Source organism: Ruegeria sp. Alg231-54 (assembly GCF_900143525.1).
GTDB lineage: Bacteria > Pseudomonadota > Alphaproteobacteria > Rhodobacterales > Rhodobacteraceae > Ruegeria.
This window is the reverse complement of the sequence record NZ_FREZ01000012.1, coordinates 75,016-90,126: the sequence shown is the minus strand read 5'-3', so window position 1 is coordinate 90,126 and position 15,111 is coordinate 75,016. Positions and strand designations below refer to the sequence as shown.

Annotated in this window: 18 protein-coding genes; 8 read left to right on the top strand and 10 right to left on the bottom strand. The window is 58.6% G+C overall.

The window, feature by feature from the left end; all coding sequences use genetic code 11:
• Positions 1–2: 2 nt before the first annotated feature.
• From DHN12_RS18850 to DHN12_RS18840, 3 genes are read left to right on the top strand one after another with little or no spacing between them, the layout of a single operon-like run.
• Complete coding sequence (locus DHN12_RS18850) at positions 3–617, top strand: RNA polymerase sigma factor (RefSeq protein ID WP_108861567.1); 615 nt, start codon at positions 3–5, stop codon at positions 615–617.
• Positions 610–963, top strand: coding sequence for a hypothetical protein (locus DHN12_RS18845; RefSeq protein WP_108861612.1), 354 nt, complete (start codon positions 610–612; stop codon positions 961–963). Before DHN12_RS18850 ends, DHN12_RS18845 begins: the two co-directional genes overlap by 8 nt.
• Positions 960–1,433, top strand: coding sequence for a periplasmic heavy metal sensor (locus DHN12_RS18840; protein ID WP_108861566.1), 474 nt, complete (start codon positions 960–962; stop codon positions 1,431–1,433). The genes DHN12_RS18845 and DHN12_RS18840 overlap by 4 nt, the downstream gene beginning before the upstream one ends.
• Positions 1,434–1,438: 5 nt before the next feature.
• On the opposite strand, the gene DHN12_RS24890 is transcribed toward DHN12_RS18840, so the two are convergent.
• Complete coding sequence (locus DHN12_RS24890; protein WP_234416700.1) at positions 1,439–2,233, bottom strand: GGDEF domain-containing protein; 795 nt, start codon at positions 2,231–2,233, stop codon at positions 1,439–1,441.
• Positions 2,115–2,825 carry a two-component system response regulator gene (locus DHN12_RS24885; protein ID WP_234416699.1) on the bottom strand — a complete coding sequence of 237 codons (711 nt, stop codon included), beginning with the start codon at positions 2,823–2,825 and terminating at the stop codon, positions 2,115–2,117. The genes DHN12_RS24890 and DHN12_RS24885 overlap by 119 nt, the downstream gene beginning before the upstream one ends.
• A gap of 87 nt (positions 2,826–2,912) precedes the next feature.
• Between DHN12_RS24885 and DHN12_RS18830 the strand changes: the two genes are divergently transcribed.
• The 5 genes from DHN12_RS18830 (at position 2,913) to DHN12_RS18810 (ending at position 7,307) form a co-directional block, all read left to right on the top strand.
• A complete protein-coding gene (locus DHN12_RS18830; RefSeq protein WP_058279646.1) occupies positions 2,913–3,194 on the top strand; it encodes a DUF3572 domain-containing protein in 282 nt (93 codons plus the stop codon).
• Positions 3,195–3,219: 25 nt separating this feature from the next.
• On the top strand, positions 3,220–3,912 hold the full coding sequence (locus tag DHN12_RS18825; protein WP_108861565.1) for an HAD family hydrolase: 693 nt from the start codon (positions 3,220–3,222) through the stop codon (positions 3,910–3,912).
• Positions 3,913–4,032: 120 nt separating this feature from the next.
• Positions 4,033–5,592, top strand: coding sequence for a trimethylamine methyltransferase family protein (locus tag DHN12_RS18820; protein WP_108861564.1), 1,560 nt, complete (start codon positions 4,033–4,035; stop codon positions 5,590–5,592).
• A gap of 120 nt (positions 5,593–5,712) precedes the next feature.
• On the top strand, positions 5,713–6,300 hold the full coding sequence (locus tag DHN12_RS18815) for a heme NO-binding domain-containing protein (protein WP_108861563.1): 588 nt from the start codon (positions 5,713–5,715) through the stop codon (positions 6,298–6,300).
• Positions 6,297–7,307, top strand: a complete 1,011-nt coding sequence (locus tag DHN12_RS18810) for a GGDEF domain-containing protein (protein ID WP_108861562.1) — start codon at positions 6,297–6,299, stop codon at positions 7,305–7,307. The genes DHN12_RS18815 and DHN12_RS18810 overlap by 4 nt, the downstream gene beginning before the upstream one ends.
• A gap of 31 nt (positions 7,308–7,338) precedes the next feature.
• Here DHN12_RS18810 and DHN12_RS18805 read toward each other — a convergent pair whose 3' ends face one another.
• The 8 genes from DHN12_RS18805 to DHN12_RS25165 form a co-directional block, all read right to left on the bottom strand.
• Complete coding sequence (locus tag DHN12_RS18805; protein ID WP_108861561.1) at positions 7,339–8,037, bottom strand: CbiX/SirB N-terminal domain-containing protein; 699 nt, start codon at positions 8,035–8,037, stop codon at positions 7,339–7,341.
• A 70-nt stretch (positions 8,038–8,107) separates the two neighbouring features.
• Positions 8,108–9,040, bottom strand: a complete 933-nt coding sequence (locus DHN12_RS18800; RefSeq protein ID WP_108861560.1) for an AEC family transporter — start codon at positions 9,038–9,040, stop codon at positions 8,108–8,110.
• Positions 9,041–9,103: 63 nt separating this feature from the next.
• A complete protein-coding gene (locus DHN12_RS18795; RefSeq protein WP_108861559.1) occupies positions 9,104–9,901 on the bottom strand; it encodes an MBL fold metallo-hydrolase in 798 nt (265 codons plus the stop codon).
• Complete coding sequence (locus DHN12_RS18790; protein ID WP_108861558.1) at positions 9,898–10,704, bottom strand: TatD family hydrolase; 807 nt, start codon at positions 10,702–10,704, stop codon at positions 9,898–9,900. The genes DHN12_RS18795 and DHN12_RS18790 overlap by 4 nt, the downstream gene beginning before the upstream one ends.
• Positions 10,701–11,822: a DNA polymerase III subunit delta' gene (locus tag DHN12_RS18785; RefSeq protein WP_108861557.1), complete on the bottom strand. Its 1,122-nt coding sequence runs from the start codon at positions 11,820–11,822 to the stop codon at positions 10,701–10,703. Before DHN12_RS18785 ends, DHN12_RS18790 begins: the two co-directional genes overlap by 4 nt.
• 7 nt (positions 11,823–11,829) lie before the next feature.
• Positions 11,830–12,456 (bottom strand): dTMP kinase, encoded by a 627-nt coding sequence (tmk, locus tag DHN12_RS18780; protein WP_108861556.1) that lies wholly within the window; start codon positions 12,454–12,456, stop codon positions 11,830–11,832.
• Entirely contained in the window at positions 12,453–13,619 is a 1,167-nt protein-coding gene (locus DHN12_RS18775) for a D-alanyl-D-alanine carboxypeptidase family protein (protein ID WP_108861555.1), read from the bottom strand. The genes tmk and DHN12_RS18775 overlap by 4 nt, the downstream gene beginning before the upstream one ends.
• Before the next feature lie 16 nt (positions 13,620–13,635).
• Positions 13,636–14,976, bottom strand: coding sequence for an SPOR domain-containing protein (locus DHN12_RS25165; RefSeq protein ID WP_108861611.1), 1,341 nt, complete (start codon positions 14,974–14,976; stop codon positions 13,636–13,638).
• Positions 14,977–15,111 lie beyond the last annotated feature (135 nt).

The following is a 15,111-nucleotide window of genomic DNA, read 5'->3' as shown; positions in this document are numbered from 1 at the left end:
GGATGGAGGACCTGACCTCTGCTCCACAATACGTTCGCGGCGTGGATTACGCCGCGGACGAGTTGGGCGACGATGTGTTGCTCAGGCAGTTTGCCGAAGGCGATGCCGCGGCGGCGCGCGTTCTCACCGATCGGCTTGCGCAGCGCAGCTTATCAGTGGCCCTTCGGTTTCTGGGCAACCGCGCCGAGGCTGAAGATGTGACACAAGATGCGATGATGCGCCTGTGGCAGATGGCACCTGATTGGGTGCCCGGTCAGGCCAAAGTATCGACGTGGCTTTATCGCGTGACGCTAAATCTGTGTGTTGATCTGCGCCGCAAAAAGACGCCGGACCGACTGGCGGATGTGCCAGAGCCGGCAGATGAAAAGGCCAGTGCAGCCGACCGTCTACAGGACGCAGCCCGAAAGGATGCACTGCAAATGGCACTATCACAACTGCCCGAACGTCAGCGGCAAGCTGTTGTTTTGCGGCATATTGAGGAATTGCCCAACCCTGAAATCGCTGGGATCATGGGTATTTCGGTGGAAGCGGTGGAAAGCCTTACGGCACGAGGAAAACGGTCGTTAGCGGCGATTCTGGCCGGGCGACGAGATGAACTGGGGTACGACGATGACTGACGACAAAGACAATCTGGATCTGTTGTTCGCCCAAGCCCGGCAGGATCGGCATGAGTTTCCGGATGATCTGGCTGTGCGCATTCTCACCGACGCGGAATCTGTTCGGCTGGGTCGCCTGAAGCCAGATGAGCCAAAGACAAACTCTCTGTGGGCGCGCCTTCTGGCCGGGTTTGGCGGCTGGCAGGGAATGGGCGGTTTGGTTGCTGCCAGTATGGCGGGTGTCTGGATCGGCTTTTCAGCACCAGAGTTTCTGCCTGATCCCGCCAATTACATTTACGCGCAGGATGTTAGTTTCGTGGTCGCTGACCTAAGTCTAGATACGAGTTTTCTGGAGGACGCCGAATGAGCGATAGCCCCAAACCCAAAAACCGCTGGATGTCGGTTCTGCTGGTCATCTCGCTGGCCTTGAACCTGTTGATCGTCGGCGTTGCCTTGGGGACCGCACTGCGGGTCAAAGGGGGGGATCATGCTAAATCTCCGCCAGGTTTTGGTTCGGCGCTATATCGTGCGCTGCCAAAGGAAGAGCGTAAAGCCATACGGGGCGAGCTGTTCGACCGACACAAAGAGGGTGCACACAACCGATCCCAGGATTTTGCCCAACTCAGCACTGCTTTGCGGGCAAACCCCTTTGACGCTGCGGCGGTTCAAGCCCTGCTGGACCAACAAGCGCAGTCCATGGCGGACCTGCAGAATGCCCTGCAGCAAGAGTGGTTGGCTCGGGTTGAAGCCATGAGCGATGAAGAGCGTCTGGTCTATGCCGACCGGCTGGAGGAGGTCGTTAAACGAGGCCCGCGTGGCCATAAGAAAAAGGACTGAGGGTCTCAGGCAGAGCACTGCCTGATCCTTACTTGATTGCGACCAGCCTTCTTGGCTGCATAAAGCGCAGTATCGGCGGATTTCAGCAACCGCTCCTCCGGGTCACCAAGGGGCAGGGGCGGGTTCGGTGCAGTCAGGCCGATGCTGATGGTGACAGGCACGGGGGCCGCGGTATCGGGCAGGGAAAATGGTGTCTTGCTGATACAGTCACGCAGGGTTTTAGCCAAATCCATCGCACCCGCCTGAGAGCTGTTGGGCAGACCTATCATAAACTCCTCTCCCCCGATGCGCGCAACAAATCCCGCCGCGCTAACCGTGCGTTTCATTCGCTTTGCGGCCTCGGTCAAAACCTGGTCGCCGCTGACGTGGCCAAAACGGTCGTTGATGGTTTTGAAATGATCCAGGTCTGCCAGCATGACAACAAAACCGTGACCGGTTTGTGATGGTTGTCGTGCCATCTGATCCATAGCTTGCATAGCATAGCGACGGTTGTGCAACCCAGTCAGGGGGTCGACCCATGACTCGGCCAGCCCGCGCTTTAATGAGGCGCGCATCTGGTCCATTCGGGCCTTTCGCGCGATCTGGTTATCCAGATGTAGTTGAACCTCTTCGACGTAGAACCCCCCCATACACACGGCGTCAGCGCCAGGATCCAACGCCTCGCTCGCCATTGTCGCATTTTCATCGGCCAAGACGGCGATCAATACGGTATGCCGAGTTGCCCCGCGCGACTTCAGGTCCGCCAACGTATTCAGGCCCGCGGCCGTCGTATCTATTTCGATCAGGATCGCGTCTGGCACTGGCCCTGACAGCAATGCACGCATGTTCGAAGCTGCATGTGTGCTTAGGCTGAGATGCGATCTCTCGGACAATGCGGTTTTCCACAATGTCCCGATCCGGGCGCTCTGGGTCAGTATAGCCACATGGGCCGATTTCGGCGGCGTAATCAGCACAGTCGAGGGTTCTGCAAATCCGACTGGATGGGATCCATCGCCCAACTGAAGCTCTTGTGTATCTGCGCGCGCGCAGCAGGCTGCGAATTCGCGCCAGAAGCAGGGTGTCCTTGAACGGGGCTGCCAACACGTCGTCCAACCCATCCGACAATGCCTGTAACCTTGCCGCCTTGTCGTTCTGCGGCGCGATTGCAACGACCGGTACATCGGCCAGTTCCGCGTTGGCCATCACCAGTCTTTTGACGTCCGCAGCTGAGCCATCGGGCAGCGTTTGCGCCGCCAACACCAGATCGGGGCGCGTGCGACTTAGCAGCCCGGCCAGCCCCTGCAGCTTTTCAGTCTGAACTACGTGATACCACGCCGCCGTCAGCTTAACTTTTAGCATAATGCGATTGGTCGAAGTCCCGTCGAGGACAAGGATGGTTCCCTGCACGGACATATCTGTCACCGTTGATTGCATGCGTTGCCAAAGTGTTTATGAGTCTGGTTAACAAACCCTTTCCAAGTGCATTTCCGAGGCCTCTTTATGCCGATCACCGCCCAATCTGCTGAAACGCTTGCCCTGAACGTCCTTGGCTGGCTGGTCGGGAATGACGAATTGCTGCCGATCTTTTTGGGCTCGACGGGTGCATCCACCGAGGATTTGCGGGTTCGCGCATCAGAGTCGGAGTTTCTGAGTTCGGTTCTTGAATTCTTGATGCTTGACGATTCGTGGGTGATCGCCTTTTGTGACGCCAATTCCGTGCCCTATGACCTGCCGGGTCAGGCGCGGGCTGTTTTGTCCGGTGGCGACGTTCACTGGACCTGATTCAATTCACTGACAGGAGCATGTAATGCCCATCGATGCGATCTTGTTCGACAAGGACGGAACACTGTTTGACTTTGCGGACACATGGGGTGGTTTCGGGCGCAGCGTGTTGGAAAAGCTGTCAGATGGTGATCAACTGCGGGCCGCCGAACTGGGGCAGGCCATCGGATTTGATACGGTTTCGGAAGAATATGCCGACGACAGCATCGTGATTGCGGGGACCGTCGAGGAGATCGCCGAAGCCCTTGCACCCTATTTCCCGGATATGCCCAGCGATGAGCTGATTGACATTCTGAACACGGAATCGGCGACGGCGATACAGGCCCCTGCTGTTCCACTGGTTCCCTTCCTGGATGCTTTGCGGCAGGCGGGTCTAAAACTGGGCGTGGCCACGAACGACGGGGAAATGCCTGCGCTGCAACATCTCGCATCAGTCGGGATTCGCGACCACTTCGATTTTGTTGCTGGCTACGACAGCGGCCATGGGTTCAAACCCGGGCCCGGGCAATTGATTGCCTTTGCAACCCATGTTGGTGTCGACCCGTCGCGTGTGGCGATGGTGGGGGACAGCCTTCATGATCTTCAGGCCGGGCGAGCTGCCGGAATGACCACAATCGGTGTGCTGACGGGGTTGGCGCCGGCCGAAGCGCTCGCGCCGATGGCAGATGTCGTGCTGCCGGACATCGGTCACATTCCCGCCTGGTTGGCAGAAAACTGATCCAGCTTCGGCTGAATTCGACTGTCCAAGTAATAAAACCGACAAACCTTGTCGCAGACAGAGCGGCCACTGGGCCGACTTCAGGGCTTGCTTGAAGAAAGCATGTTCCGGAGGGATCCAATGGCTGACACACAGACTCGCAAACGGCGCGGAGGGGGACGGGCAGGTGCGGCGGCACGCAGGGGCAGCGCGGTGATCGACCAAATGCCGTGGAACCCGCCGATCAATACCGACAAACCCACCGAACCGCTAGACCAAGGTGGAATCGAAGCAATCCACGAGGGGGCCATGCGCATCCTCGAAGAGATCGGAATCGAGTTCTACAACGAAGAAGCCCTTGGCATCCTGAAAGAGGCAGGCTGTACGATCAATGGCGACAACGTTCGTATGGGGCGTGACTTTGTGATGGAAATGGTGGCCAAAGCGCCGTCAAAGTTCACGATCACGCCGCGAAATCCTGACAAGACGATTGAGGTTGGTGGTAAAACCCTGCTGTTCGGGAACGTGTCTTCTCCTCCGAACTACTGGGACCTTGAGATCGGGACCAAGGTGGCCGGTAACCGTGAGATGTGCCGGAATTTGCTGAAGCTGACACAGTATTTCAACTGTATCCACTTTGCCGGGGGCTACCCGGTCGAGCCGGTCGATATCCACGCCAGCGTCCGACATCTGGACGTGCTCTATGACAAGCTAACGCTGACCGACAAGGCGATGCATGCCTATTCGCTGGGTAAGGAACGCGTTGAGGACGTGATGGAAATGGTGCGGATCGCTGGGGGTCACAGCCATGAAGAGTTCGAAGCGACCCCGCGGATGTATACCAACATCAACTCGACCTCACCATTGAAACACGACCATCCGATGATTGACGGCTGCCTGCGTCTTGCGCGGCGCGGGCAAGCAATTGTCGTGACGCCGTTCACATTGGCCGGTGCGATGGCGCCCGTTACGATGGCCGGTGCGGTTGCGCAATCCTTGGCCGAGGCGCTGTGCGCAATTGCGCTGTTCCAATATGTCCGGCCGGGAATTCCCTGTGTTATCGGGACGTTCACCTCCAACGTTGATATGAAATCGGGCGCGCCTGCGTTTGGAACGCCCGAATATATGCGCTCAACCCAGATGACCGGCCAAATGGCAAGATACTATGGTTTGCCGATGCGGTCTTCGGGCGTGTGTGCGGCGAACGTACCCGATGGGCAAGCTGTTTGGGAGACGTCGAACTCACTTTGGGCTGCTGTACAGTCGGGTACCAACATGGTGTATCACGCGGCCGGATGGCTTGAGGGCGGGCTGATTGCGAGCCCCGAAAAATTCATCATGGATTGTGAAATTCTGCAGCAAATCCAGCGATACATGCAGCCCGAGATCACAGCGACAGGCCCGGACGAAATCGCGCTGGATGCGATCAAGGCCGTTGGGAACGATGGCCATTTCTTTGGTATTCAGCACACCCAGGACCGCTACTCGACCGCGTTCTATCAGCCGTTCCTGAGCGATTGGAAAAACTATGAAGGTTGGGACGTGGCTGGCGGTATCTGGACCGCTGAGCGCGCCCACCACATGTTCAAAGAAATCGTAACCAGTTTTGAGCCCCCGCCGATAGATGACGGGATTCGCGAGGAGTTGGAGGACTTTGTTGCCCGCCGAAAGGCCGAGGGTGGCGCGCCGACGGATTTCTAATGTAACAACAGTGACTTCCAGATTGAGACTCTGTCGGATTGTCATCAACGCATCGTGTTTTTTGGCTATTTGTTAAGTATTATCTGAGCAGATTGGGGTGTAACCAATCTGGGGCATCTCATGTATGGTCTGATCAATCGGGCAATACAGTCATTTGTTTGCACGACTTATGGACAACCCTGCTGGCTACGGGTGACCGAGGCCGCGGGCTTGGGTATTGCCGAGTTTGAGGCAATGCTACTTTATGACGACGCCGTTACCGCACAGGTTTTGGACGCGCTATGTGCCGACCTGAATCGCCAACGGGCCGAGATTTTGGAGGATCTGGGAACCTATTTGGTGTCGCACCCCAATATGGAAGATTTGCGCCGACTGCTTCGGTTCGGCGGTGTGACATATGTCGAATTCCTGCACTCGCTGGATGACTTATCGGATCGTGCCCGCCTTGCAGTATCCGATCTGCGCTTGCCAATGCTGGAATTGCGTGAGGTGTCACCGGCAGAATATCATTTGTACTGCTACCCCGGTCTGCCGGGCTATTCCAGCGTGATGGTCGGCGTATTACGGGCAATTGCAGACGATTATGGAGCATTGGCCATGCTGTCGCATGAAGGGCAGTCCGGCGACGCTGAGGTCATCACGATCGTTCTGATCGAAAGCTCGTTCGCCGAAGGGCGTCATTTCGATCTGGGGGCACGCAAATCATGATGCAAACCACTGAACTCTCGGCTCTTTTGGACACGTTATGCCCCATGTTCGTGATGGTGGATGATCAGGGCAGGATCGTGAATGCCGGGCCGACGTTACAAAAGCTTCGCCCGGGTCACCCGATGCGGGGGCGAGACTTTTTGGACGTCTTTGAACTGGTTCGGCCACGAACAGTTACAACGATTGCTGGGCTGCTGTCTCTGGCCGGTGGCAAAGTGCATCTGAAATTTCACGATGAACCCCGGACTGCGCTGACCGGGCTAATCGCGCCCTTGCCAAAGGGGAACGGGGCCATCATCAACCTGTCCTTCGGGATTTCGATACTGGATGCAGTTCGTGACTACGCCCTGACCAGCGCGGATTTCTCTGGCACTGATCTGGCGATTGAACTTCTGTATCTGGTTGAGGCGAAAACAGCGGCGATGGAGGCATCGCGTTCACTGAACCTGCGATTGCAGGGGGCCATGTTGGCCGCTGAAGAGCAGGCGGTGACAGACATGTTGACGGGGTTAAAAAACCGCCGCGCGATGGATGTGGTTCTCGGCCACCTGATCTCGGGTAATTCCGTCTTCGCGCTTATGCATCTGGACCTGGATTTCTTCAAAAGTGTCAACGACCGACTTGGCCATGCGGCGGGGGACTTTGTGTTGCAACAGGCCGCGCGCATTATGGAGGAAGAGACACGAAATGAGGACACGGTCGCCCGGATCGGTGGTGATGAGTTTGTCATCATTTTCAAAGGCCTGGTCGACGAAAGTGTCCTGTCTGACATAGCGGGGCGCCTGATCAGCAGGCTATGCCAACCCATGATGTTTCAGGGTGCCCAGTGTAAGATTTCAGCTAGCATCGGAACGGCCTTGTCCACGCAATTTGGCACGCCGGATGCGGCAGAGCTACTGAATGCAGCGGATCAGGCGCTGTACGAGGCAAAGCGGCAGGGACGGTCGCGGCATTGTCTGTACTCGGCACTTGCGGCCTCTGGGCGTAAACCGGCTAGTTGGCAATGACTTCTAATTCCGCGCAGGGCGGGTATTTAAGTTAATCCAGCGCAATAGCCCGTGTCAGAATTTCCGCAATATGGCGCTTGATCGGGGGAAGATCTCCGACAACCGGCATCACGTGGCCTTTGAACCGCGCTCGCTCCAACTCCTGTGGCAGGTCCTCCAAAACATGCCCACCGGTGCAGGCGAAGAAAGGCAGGCACAGAGATTGATCGCCAGCCCCGGTCGCGGCTTCGGCAATGGACGGGGCCTCTTCCACAAACCCGACGCGGATGGATTGGAAGGTCACGCACCCGGCCAATTCCCTGGAAAACTCAATAGCGACAGCTGACGGATTGCGGCTCCGGCCCGATCCATGTGCCGCCAAAACCAGATCCGTTTTGTCCGCGTCCCACCCCTTGCCTGATAGCGTATCCTGCAACGCGCCCGCAGCCAAAGCGGGGAGTTCTGGGTCAACGCCCAGCGGGTCCAGAATTTTGATGTTCCTATCACCCAGACGCTTGGGCAGTGCACTTTTTACGAACCATCCCTTGGCCATGAAAAGGGGATAGATGACAGTGTCGTCGGGCAGTTCGTCCAAACGAGCCTCCAGCATTCCTGGTGTTGCAAGAGTAGCTGATTGAACGCTGACGCCATCGCAATACGCATCGACCTCTGCCGCATAGGAAGCTAGCGCCGCTTCGGCAGGGGGCGGGTCCGAGGGTTGGCCGTGGGCGACGATCAGGGCGTTCGGCATTTAGGAGTATCCTGTGGCTTTTCAGTTAGGTGTGTCCGGCTGGTGCAAAGTCAATCCGTGGGACGTCACGCTATCCCAATAATGTCAGCCAAAGCCAGACTGTCAGGATCGAGACGCCGGTTCCGACCAGAACGGACGAGGCCGCGACCCGTTTTGCCCGTCCGTACATATTGGCAAAGATGTAAGCATTGAAACCGGGCGCCATCGCTGCCGTCAGCACGCCCGAGCGGAACAGGTCCTGCGGCAGACCAAATGTTGAGCCGAATAACCAGACAAGACTGGGATGCAGCATTAGTGATATCGCGCAGACAAAGGCGATGGCGCGCAGGTCACCTTCAGGCTTGTATTTCACAAGCACTCCGCCAAGCGCGAACAGCGCCCCGGGCAGGGCGGCGCGAGTCACAAGCCCCAGCGCTTCGTCCACGACCGCAGGTATGCCAATACCTGACAGGTTCACGGCAAAACCCAGGGCGATGCCAAGGATCAGTGCGTTGCGGAACATGGCCGACAAGATGGATTTGACCATGCGCGGGCCACCTTGGCCGCGATTTCGAATAACCTCCATCACCGTGATGCCAACGCCGTAGCAAAAGGGTGAATGGAAGGCGATGATCGCATAGTTGCCGGTCAGGTTTTCGGGGCCATAGGCGCGTTCGGTAATAGGCAATCCCAAAAGGACAGAGTTCGAAAACAGACAGCAAAACCCGATGGCGACGCAATCTTCCCAATCCCGGCCAAAGATCAACCGTGCACCGAACAGACCAGCAGTGAAACACAGGCCAGCTGCCGAGTAGAAGCTGACCAGAAGCCGGGGATCAAAACTAGCACTCAGATCCAGATGCGAGATTGCAAGGAACAGAAGGCATGGGATTGCAAAGCCCTGGGTGAACTTCATCAATCCATCGATGTGAATTTCCTTGAAATACCCCAACCGTGTCGAGGCATAACCTGCTCCGATCACAAGGAAAACCGGTAAAATGACGTCGATCAGACTTTGAAGCATGGCACCGCTTAGAAGGCTGGGCCGACGCATAATTGCTGCGTCCCAGGTTGGTTGCGTGGGGTCTTAAAGCGCCTGATGGATCACCATTCCGTCGTAGGCTGGGGTGATGTTGTCGGCAGTTTCCGCGTCAACCGTGGCATAGTCCAGATCGATATGCATATTGGTCAGGACCGCGCGCTTGGGGTTCAGTAGTTCGATCCAGCCAAGCGTCCTTTCCAGATGCGCATGGGTCGGGTGAGGTTTCCGACGTAGCGCGTCGATCACTAGACAATCCAACCCTTCCATCGTCGCCCAGGCTTCGTCGTAGATTTCCGCCACATCCGGCAGGTACGCCAGGTTGCCCATCCGGAAACCAAGCGAGTCGATCGAGCCGTGGTTGACCTTGAATGGCTGGAACGGGATCGGGCCGCCGGGGCCGTCCACCTCGAACGGGCCGTCGATGGACTTCAGGTCAAGGATCGGCGGGTAGGGTGAACCTTCGGGCTGGACAAAGGCGTAGCCGAACCGTCCCAGCAAGGCATTCTGCGTGTCGCCATCGGCCCACACGGGCACCCGCTCGCGCATGTTGAACACGATCATACGCAGGTCATCGATGCCGTGGACGTGATCGGCGTGCGAATGGGTGTAGATAACACCATCCAGACGTCCGGTTCCGCTATCGAGCAATTGGCTGCGCATGTCGGGGGAGGTGTCGATCAGCACCGAGGTTGTACCGTCCGGGCCGTCCCGTTCCACCAGCATCGAACAACGGCGACGGATGTTTTTGGGGTTCTGGGGATCACAATCGCCCCAATGCCCGCCCAGCCGGGGGACGCCACCGGATGATCCGCAGCCAAGGATGGTGCATCGCAATTCGGTCATGCAGCCGCCTTGTAGGTCGCTGCTTTGGTGAACAACCGGTCAAAATTTGCCTGTGTATGGGCAGCAAAATCGACGTAATCCATCCCAAACACCTCGGCCCCTTTGCGCGCTGTGTGGGCGGTATAGGCGGGCTCGTTCCGCTTGCCGCGATACGGGGGTGGGGCCAGGTATGGCGCGTCGGTTTCAACAAGGATGCGGTCAACCGGGGCCCTGGCAAAGATATCGCGCAGCTCCTGGCTTTTGGGGAAGGCCGCGATGCCGGACATCGACAAATAGAACCCCAGCTCAAGGGCGGCTTTGGCCAGTTCGGCAGAAGAAGAAAAGCAGTGCATCACGCAGGAATAGGGCGCGTTGCGGTGTTCCTCGGCCAGAATGCGGGCCATGTCGTCATCGGCGGCACGGGCGTGAATGATCAAAGGCAGGCCAGTGCGTTGGGCGGCCTCAATATGCACCCGCAAGGATTGCTTCTGCACCGCTGCGCTGTCGGCGGTATAGTGATAATCCAGCCCGGTTTCGCCGATGCCTACAAATTTGGGGTGCCGGGACAGGGCGACGAGTTCGTCGACGGACGCCTTCGGCTCATCAGCGGCGCTCATAGGGTGCGTTCCTGCCGCGTAGAAGACGGGCGCGTGGGCCTCGGCAATGGCGCGGACGGTTGGTTCGTTCCGCAAGCGGGTGCAAATTGTTACCATGCGGGTCACGCCAGCCTCGGCAGCATTGGCCACGATCTGATCCAGCTGACCTTCGAAATCGGGGAAGTCCAGATGGCAATGGCTGTCGGTAATTTCGGGCGTATTGCTCATCTGCTCTGACCGGCGGTTTCCTGTATCTTGAACACCGTATCTAGGACCAGAGCGGCAGGGTCAAGGTTCACCGCCTGCCCATGACGCGCGCGTGCGGTGATCACTGCAGCGACCTCCGCCCATTTCCGGGCCTGATGTGGTGAAGCCGACAGGCGGGCAAGGGTTTCTGCCTCGTTCGGAGCGGCCTCGGGCATCGGGGCCGCGCCGGTTGCACCGGTCAGCGCAAGCCGGGACAGGGCGACGTCGATCAACGTCAGTAACAGTTCAAACCGCTCGGACGCGCCACGTTGGGCAGCAGCCTCGGCCAAGGCCAGCGCGCGCTGACGGTCCATTCGGGGCAGGGTGCCCAGAATGGCGATCAGTTCGGCGTAAATCTCAAGCCCGCCCAGGTTTATCAGGCGCACCGCATCACCTACGGACCCGGCAGCCAGTGCAGCCAAATGATCCGCCTTTCCCGGCATTTCTGTGCCGGTCTGCATCAGCGCGGCTTCCATATCCTCAGATCCCAGCGGAGACAGGCGCAGTGTCCGGCACCGCGACCGGATTGTCGGCAGCAGACGCGACGGCTGGTGTGAGATCAGCAGCAGGGTGGTGCGGGCCGGGGGCTCCTCAAGCATTTTCAACAGCGCGTTGGCGGCGCTGACATTCATCTCATCCGCGGCATCCACAATCACAACGCGGCGACCACCGTCAGTCGAGGAAAGGCCGAAGAACTTGCCAAGCTTGCGGATATCATCAACCACAATCTCATTACGCAACCGCCCCTGATCGTTCAGAGATCGGGTAATTGCGGCCAAGCCGGGCTCGGCCCCAGCCTGAATACGGTGCGCGACGGGGTGTTCAGGATCGATCTCAAGGCTATCGGGCGGTGGCGGTGCGCCAAATAGCCCGTCATCCTCGTTCGGAGGTGTTGCCAGTAGAAACCGCGCGATCCGCCAGGCCAGCGTCGCCTTGCCAACGCCACGTGGACCGGTAATCAACCAGCCGTGGTGCAGACGCTCAGAGGTATAGGCACTCAGAAAAGCCTGTTCCGCCGCGTCCTGACCAAACAGGCGCAGTGTCTCGCGCGGGTGTGGGGCACCGGGCGCCTGATCCGGGGTTGGGGTGTCGTCGCTCATCTATCGTCTATCGCAAGGCTTGCAGAACGATATCTGTCACATCCTGTGCAACACTGTCCATGTCCCGGTTGCCATCAACCACGCGGAAACGGTCGGAATACTCATCCGCAAGGGCCAGAAACCCTGCACGCATCTGTTGTTGCAGATCCAGCCCGAAATCTTCGAACCGTTCTTCTGTTCCCTGACGCCCCTTGGCGCGGGACAGCCCGGTTTCGGGGTCCATGTCGATCAAAACGGTCATGTCGGGTTCGCGCCCGATCATCAGGTCGTGCAATTGATCGACCAATCCCCGCAGATCGCCGCGCGACAGGCCCTGATACATGCGGGTGCTGTCGGCGAAGCGGTCGCAGATCACGACTTTGCCCTCGGCCAGCGCTGGCCTGATCGTGCGTTCCAAATGATCCCGGCGGGCCGCCGTAAACAGCAGGATTTCCGTCTCTGCAGACCAGCGATCCGGGTCACCTTCCAGAACAAGGCTTCGGATCTCTTCAGCGCCTGCAGATCCTCCGGGCTCGCGGGTCAGAACGACATCGTAACCGAGGCCACGCAAATGTTCGGCAAGCATTCGTGCTTGTGATGACTTTCCAGACCCGTCAATACCTTCGAAGGTCAGAAACAACCCTGCCTTCGTCACATCGCCTCCAGCGGATTGCCGATCACGTCTTCTAGAACAATACCGCCAACGGTTTTCATGCGCACGACAAAGCCGCCTACAGGCACGTCTTTGGCCGCGAACAGTGGGCGACGGATTTCGGGCAATCCTTCGGGTGTGATCACGAGCTCAGCCAGTTTCTGCCCCTTTTCCACAGGCGCGTTGATCGGACCTTCATAGACGACCTCAGCTTTGACGTCCTTGTCATTGAGAACTGGGAACAACAAGGTCAGATCCCCTTCGGGCACCAGCCCAACAGTTTTTTCGGCGCCCATCCAAATCTGGGCTTCGGCTATCGGCGTTTCGGCGTCGGCAATGGTCCTCTCGACAAAATTGCGAAACGACCAGTTAACCACGGCCTCAGCCTCCTCTGCGCGACGGGCGGTGCTATCGAGGCCGGTCAGGACAAAGACAACCCGACGGTCGCCTTGCTTGGCCGAGCCGACAAGGCCGTAACCCGCCTCTTGCGTGTGCCCGGTTTTCAGGCCGTCGGCCCCGATCCCCAGTTTCAGCAGCGGATTGCGGTTACGTTTGTTAGACGGCGCACGGCCATCAAACTCAAACTCTTCTTCAGCGAACAGTGGGTAGTATTCGGGGAAGTCGCTGATCAGCCGGTTGGCTAATACGGCAAGGTCATGGACCGACATCATGTGGCCCGCCGCCGGCCATCCGTTCGAGTTGGCGAAGTTCGAGTTGTCCATGCCCATCTGTTTGGCGCGCTGTGTCATGTAGCGGGCAAACCCGGCCTCGGTCCCATCGGGGCTTAGCGCCTCGGCAATCACCACACATGCGTCGTTACCAGACAAAACGATGATGCCACGCAGCAGATCTTCGACGCTGACACGATCCTGCGTGTTCAGGAACATGGTCGACCCACCATAGCTCATGGCGTGTTCCGACACGGGCAAGGTTTCCCCCAGGGTCAGGCGGCCATCGCGCAGCGCCTCAAACGCGACGTAGAGCGTCATCAGTTTGGACATCGACGCAGGCGGCAGGGGCTGGTCTGCTTCTTTCGACAGCAGAACCGTTCCGGTCGTCTGATCGATCACATAGGCCGCGCGGGCGGTTGTGTCGAAAGCGTGGGCGGGCAAGGCAAACAGCGCCAGCCCGAGGGTCAAAACAGATGATCGCAGTGAGGACAGCATGGGGGCCTCCTAGGTTTCAATTTTTGACGGTGAACGCGTCGTTAAAGCCCAGGTCTTTGACATCGCGCTGCATGGCATTGCGTTCCGAGCGCGACGTGGCTGGGCCGACTAGGACCCTCCAGACCGTTTTGCCGTCCGAGGTTAGTTCTCGCACCTCGGCAGGCATTCCGTTGCGGCGGATCTTGTTGGCAGCGCTATTGGCGTTGGTTTCAACCCCGAAAGTGCCGACCTGGACGAACGGTTTTGACAAGGACGATACCGAAGCCGCCGTAGCTGCCGATGCGTCCGCTGTTGCGGCAGAGGGGGGGCTGGCCGGTGTGGGTTCTGCCGCGTCAATCGCCGCAGCCGCGCCCGCTATCGGGTCCAGCGGCGTTTCGGTGATTTCATCGGGCTTTTTCTTTTGCCACCATTTACGTTTGGCCGGTTGTTCAGTCGGGGGGGTAACCTCTGGATCCACCAGTGAAGCCGATGATGTTGCTTCTGCCGTCGTTTCGACCACCTCAGTCGCTGTGTCGGTCGCCGTATCGGTCGCGGCATCAGCGGCCACGGCCGCCGTGGCTGGTTTCTTGCGCTGCCACCATTTGGGCTTGGCCGGTACTTCAGTCTCTGTGACCGTTTCGACCGCCTCGGCGGCTGTTTCCGCCGCTGTGTCGGTTGCCGTGTCGGTCGCGGCATCTGCGGCTACAGCAGCCGCAGTCGCGGCACCGGCCGCCGCTGCAGGTTTTTTGCGTTGCCACCACTTGAGCTTGGCTGGCTGTTCAGCTTCTGCGGCCTCACTTTCGGCGATGTCGGTCTTGGGCTCATCCGCTGCTGCGGTTTGCGTTTCTTCGACAGGGATCTCTTCGGCTGCGGGCTTTTCTTCAACCGGCTCAGGTTTCGGTTCGGGCGCTTTGCGACGCAGGGCGACGACATCAACCTGTGTAGGTGCACCAGCCAGAATGCCCAGTTTTTCGGCTGCAGCAGAGGAAAGCTGCAGTTCAGGACCCGGCAGGTTTCTTTCGCGACGGAACAACGCGGCTGTGATCGTTTTATTATTTTTGGGGTTTTTGACGCGCACACGTTCGGGCTGTGTCACATCCGGGTGGGCAACCCATATTCCGCCCAAAGACGGGCGGCCGTCCCAAAGTCCGGGCTCAGACAGTTGAAACACCTCAGGCGCTTCGACATCATCTTTCGGGCTTCCGCTTGGAGTGGGGAAAAGGTCGGTCCGACCGTCTGGTGCGGATTCGGAGCTCTGGGTATCTGCCGAGACATTTTCGGGGGAAAGCACCTCATCGCAACCAGCCAAAACCACGGACACAACGGCCAAAGCCGCTAACGCTCGCGGATGTGCGCGTGTCTCTGTCGCTCGCTTCATCTTGTCATCCCTTGCCTGATTGGGCCTCGTTTCCCGAGACCCACCGCCGATTGCTGGTTCTGTATTGCCAGCCTGCTTCGGTCTTTCCTGCGGATCATAACGCGGCCAAAGTGTCATGGAAAGACCGCAGCGGGC

What these genes read in the sequence shown, in the direction of transcription:
- DHN12_RS18800 (WP_108861560.1), bottom strand. Translation starts at nt 9,040, where the DNA reads ATGCTTCAAAGTCTGATCGACGTCATTTTACCGGTTTTCCTTGTGATC.
- DHN12_RS18830 (WP_058279646.1), top strand. Translation starts at nt 2,913, where the DNA reads ATGCCGATCACCGCCCAATCTGCTGAAACGCTTGCCCTGAACGTCCTT.
- DHN12_RS18840 (WP_108861566.1), top strand. Translation starts at nt 960, where the DNA reads ATGAGCGATAGCCCCAAACCCAAAAACCGCTGGATGTCGGTTCTGCTG.
- DHN12_RS18805 (WP_108861561.1), bottom strand. Translation starts at nt 8,037, where the DNA reads ATGCCGAACGCCCTGATCGTCGCCCACGGCCAACCCTCGGACCCGCCC.
- DHN12_RS24885 (WP_234416699.1), bottom strand. Translation starts at nt 2,825, where the DNA reads ATGTCCGTGCAGGGAACCATCCTTGTCCTCGACGGGACTTCGACCAAT.
- DHN12_RS18795 (WP_108861559.1), bottom strand. Translation starts at nt 9,901, where the DNA reads ATGACCGAATTGCGATGCACCATCCTTGGCTGCGGATCATCCGGTGGC.
- DHN12_RS18850 (WP_108861567.1), top strand. Translation starts at nt 3, where the DNA reads ATGGAGGACCTGACCTCTGCTCCACAATACGTTCGCGGCGTGGATTAC.
- DHN12_RS18785 (WP_108861557.1), bottom strand. Translation starts at nt 11,822, where the DNA reads ATGAGCGACGACACCCCAACCCCGGATCAGGCGCCCGGTGCCCCACAC.
- DHN12_RS18845 (WP_108861612.1), top strand. Translation starts at nt 610, where the DNA reads ATGACTGACGACAAAGACAATCTGGATCTGTTGTTCGCCCAAGCCCGG.
- DHN12_RS18815 (WP_108861563.1), top strand. Translation starts at nt 5,713, where the DNA reads ATGTATGGTCTGATCAATCGGGCAATACAGTCATTTGTTTGCACGACT.
- DHN12_RS18775 (WP_108861555.1), bottom strand. Translation starts at nt 13,619, where the DNA reads ATGCTGTCCTCACTGCGATCATCTGTTTTGACCCTCGGGCTGGCGCTG.
- DHN12_RS18790 (WP_108861558.1), bottom strand. Translation starts at nt 10,704, where the DNA reads ATGAGCAATACGCCCGAAATTACCGACAGCCATTGCCATCTGGACTTC.
- DHN12_RS25165 (WP_108861611.1), bottom strand. Translation starts at nt 14,976, where the DNA reads ATGAAGCGAGCGACAGAGACACGCGCACATCCGCGAGCGTTAGCGGCT.
- DHN12_RS18810 (WP_108861562.1), top strand. Translation starts at nt 6,297, where the DNA reads ATGATGCAAACCACTGAACTCTCGGCTCTTTTGGACACGTTATGCCCC.
- DHN12_RS18825 (WP_108861565.1), top strand. Translation starts at nt 3,220, where the DNA reads ATGCCCATCGATGCGATCTTGTTCGACAAGGACGGAACACTGTTTGAC.
- DHN12_RS18820 (WP_108861564.1), top strand. Translation starts at nt 4,033, where the DNA reads ATGGCTGACACACAGACTCGCAAACGGCGCGGAGGGGGACGGGCAGGT.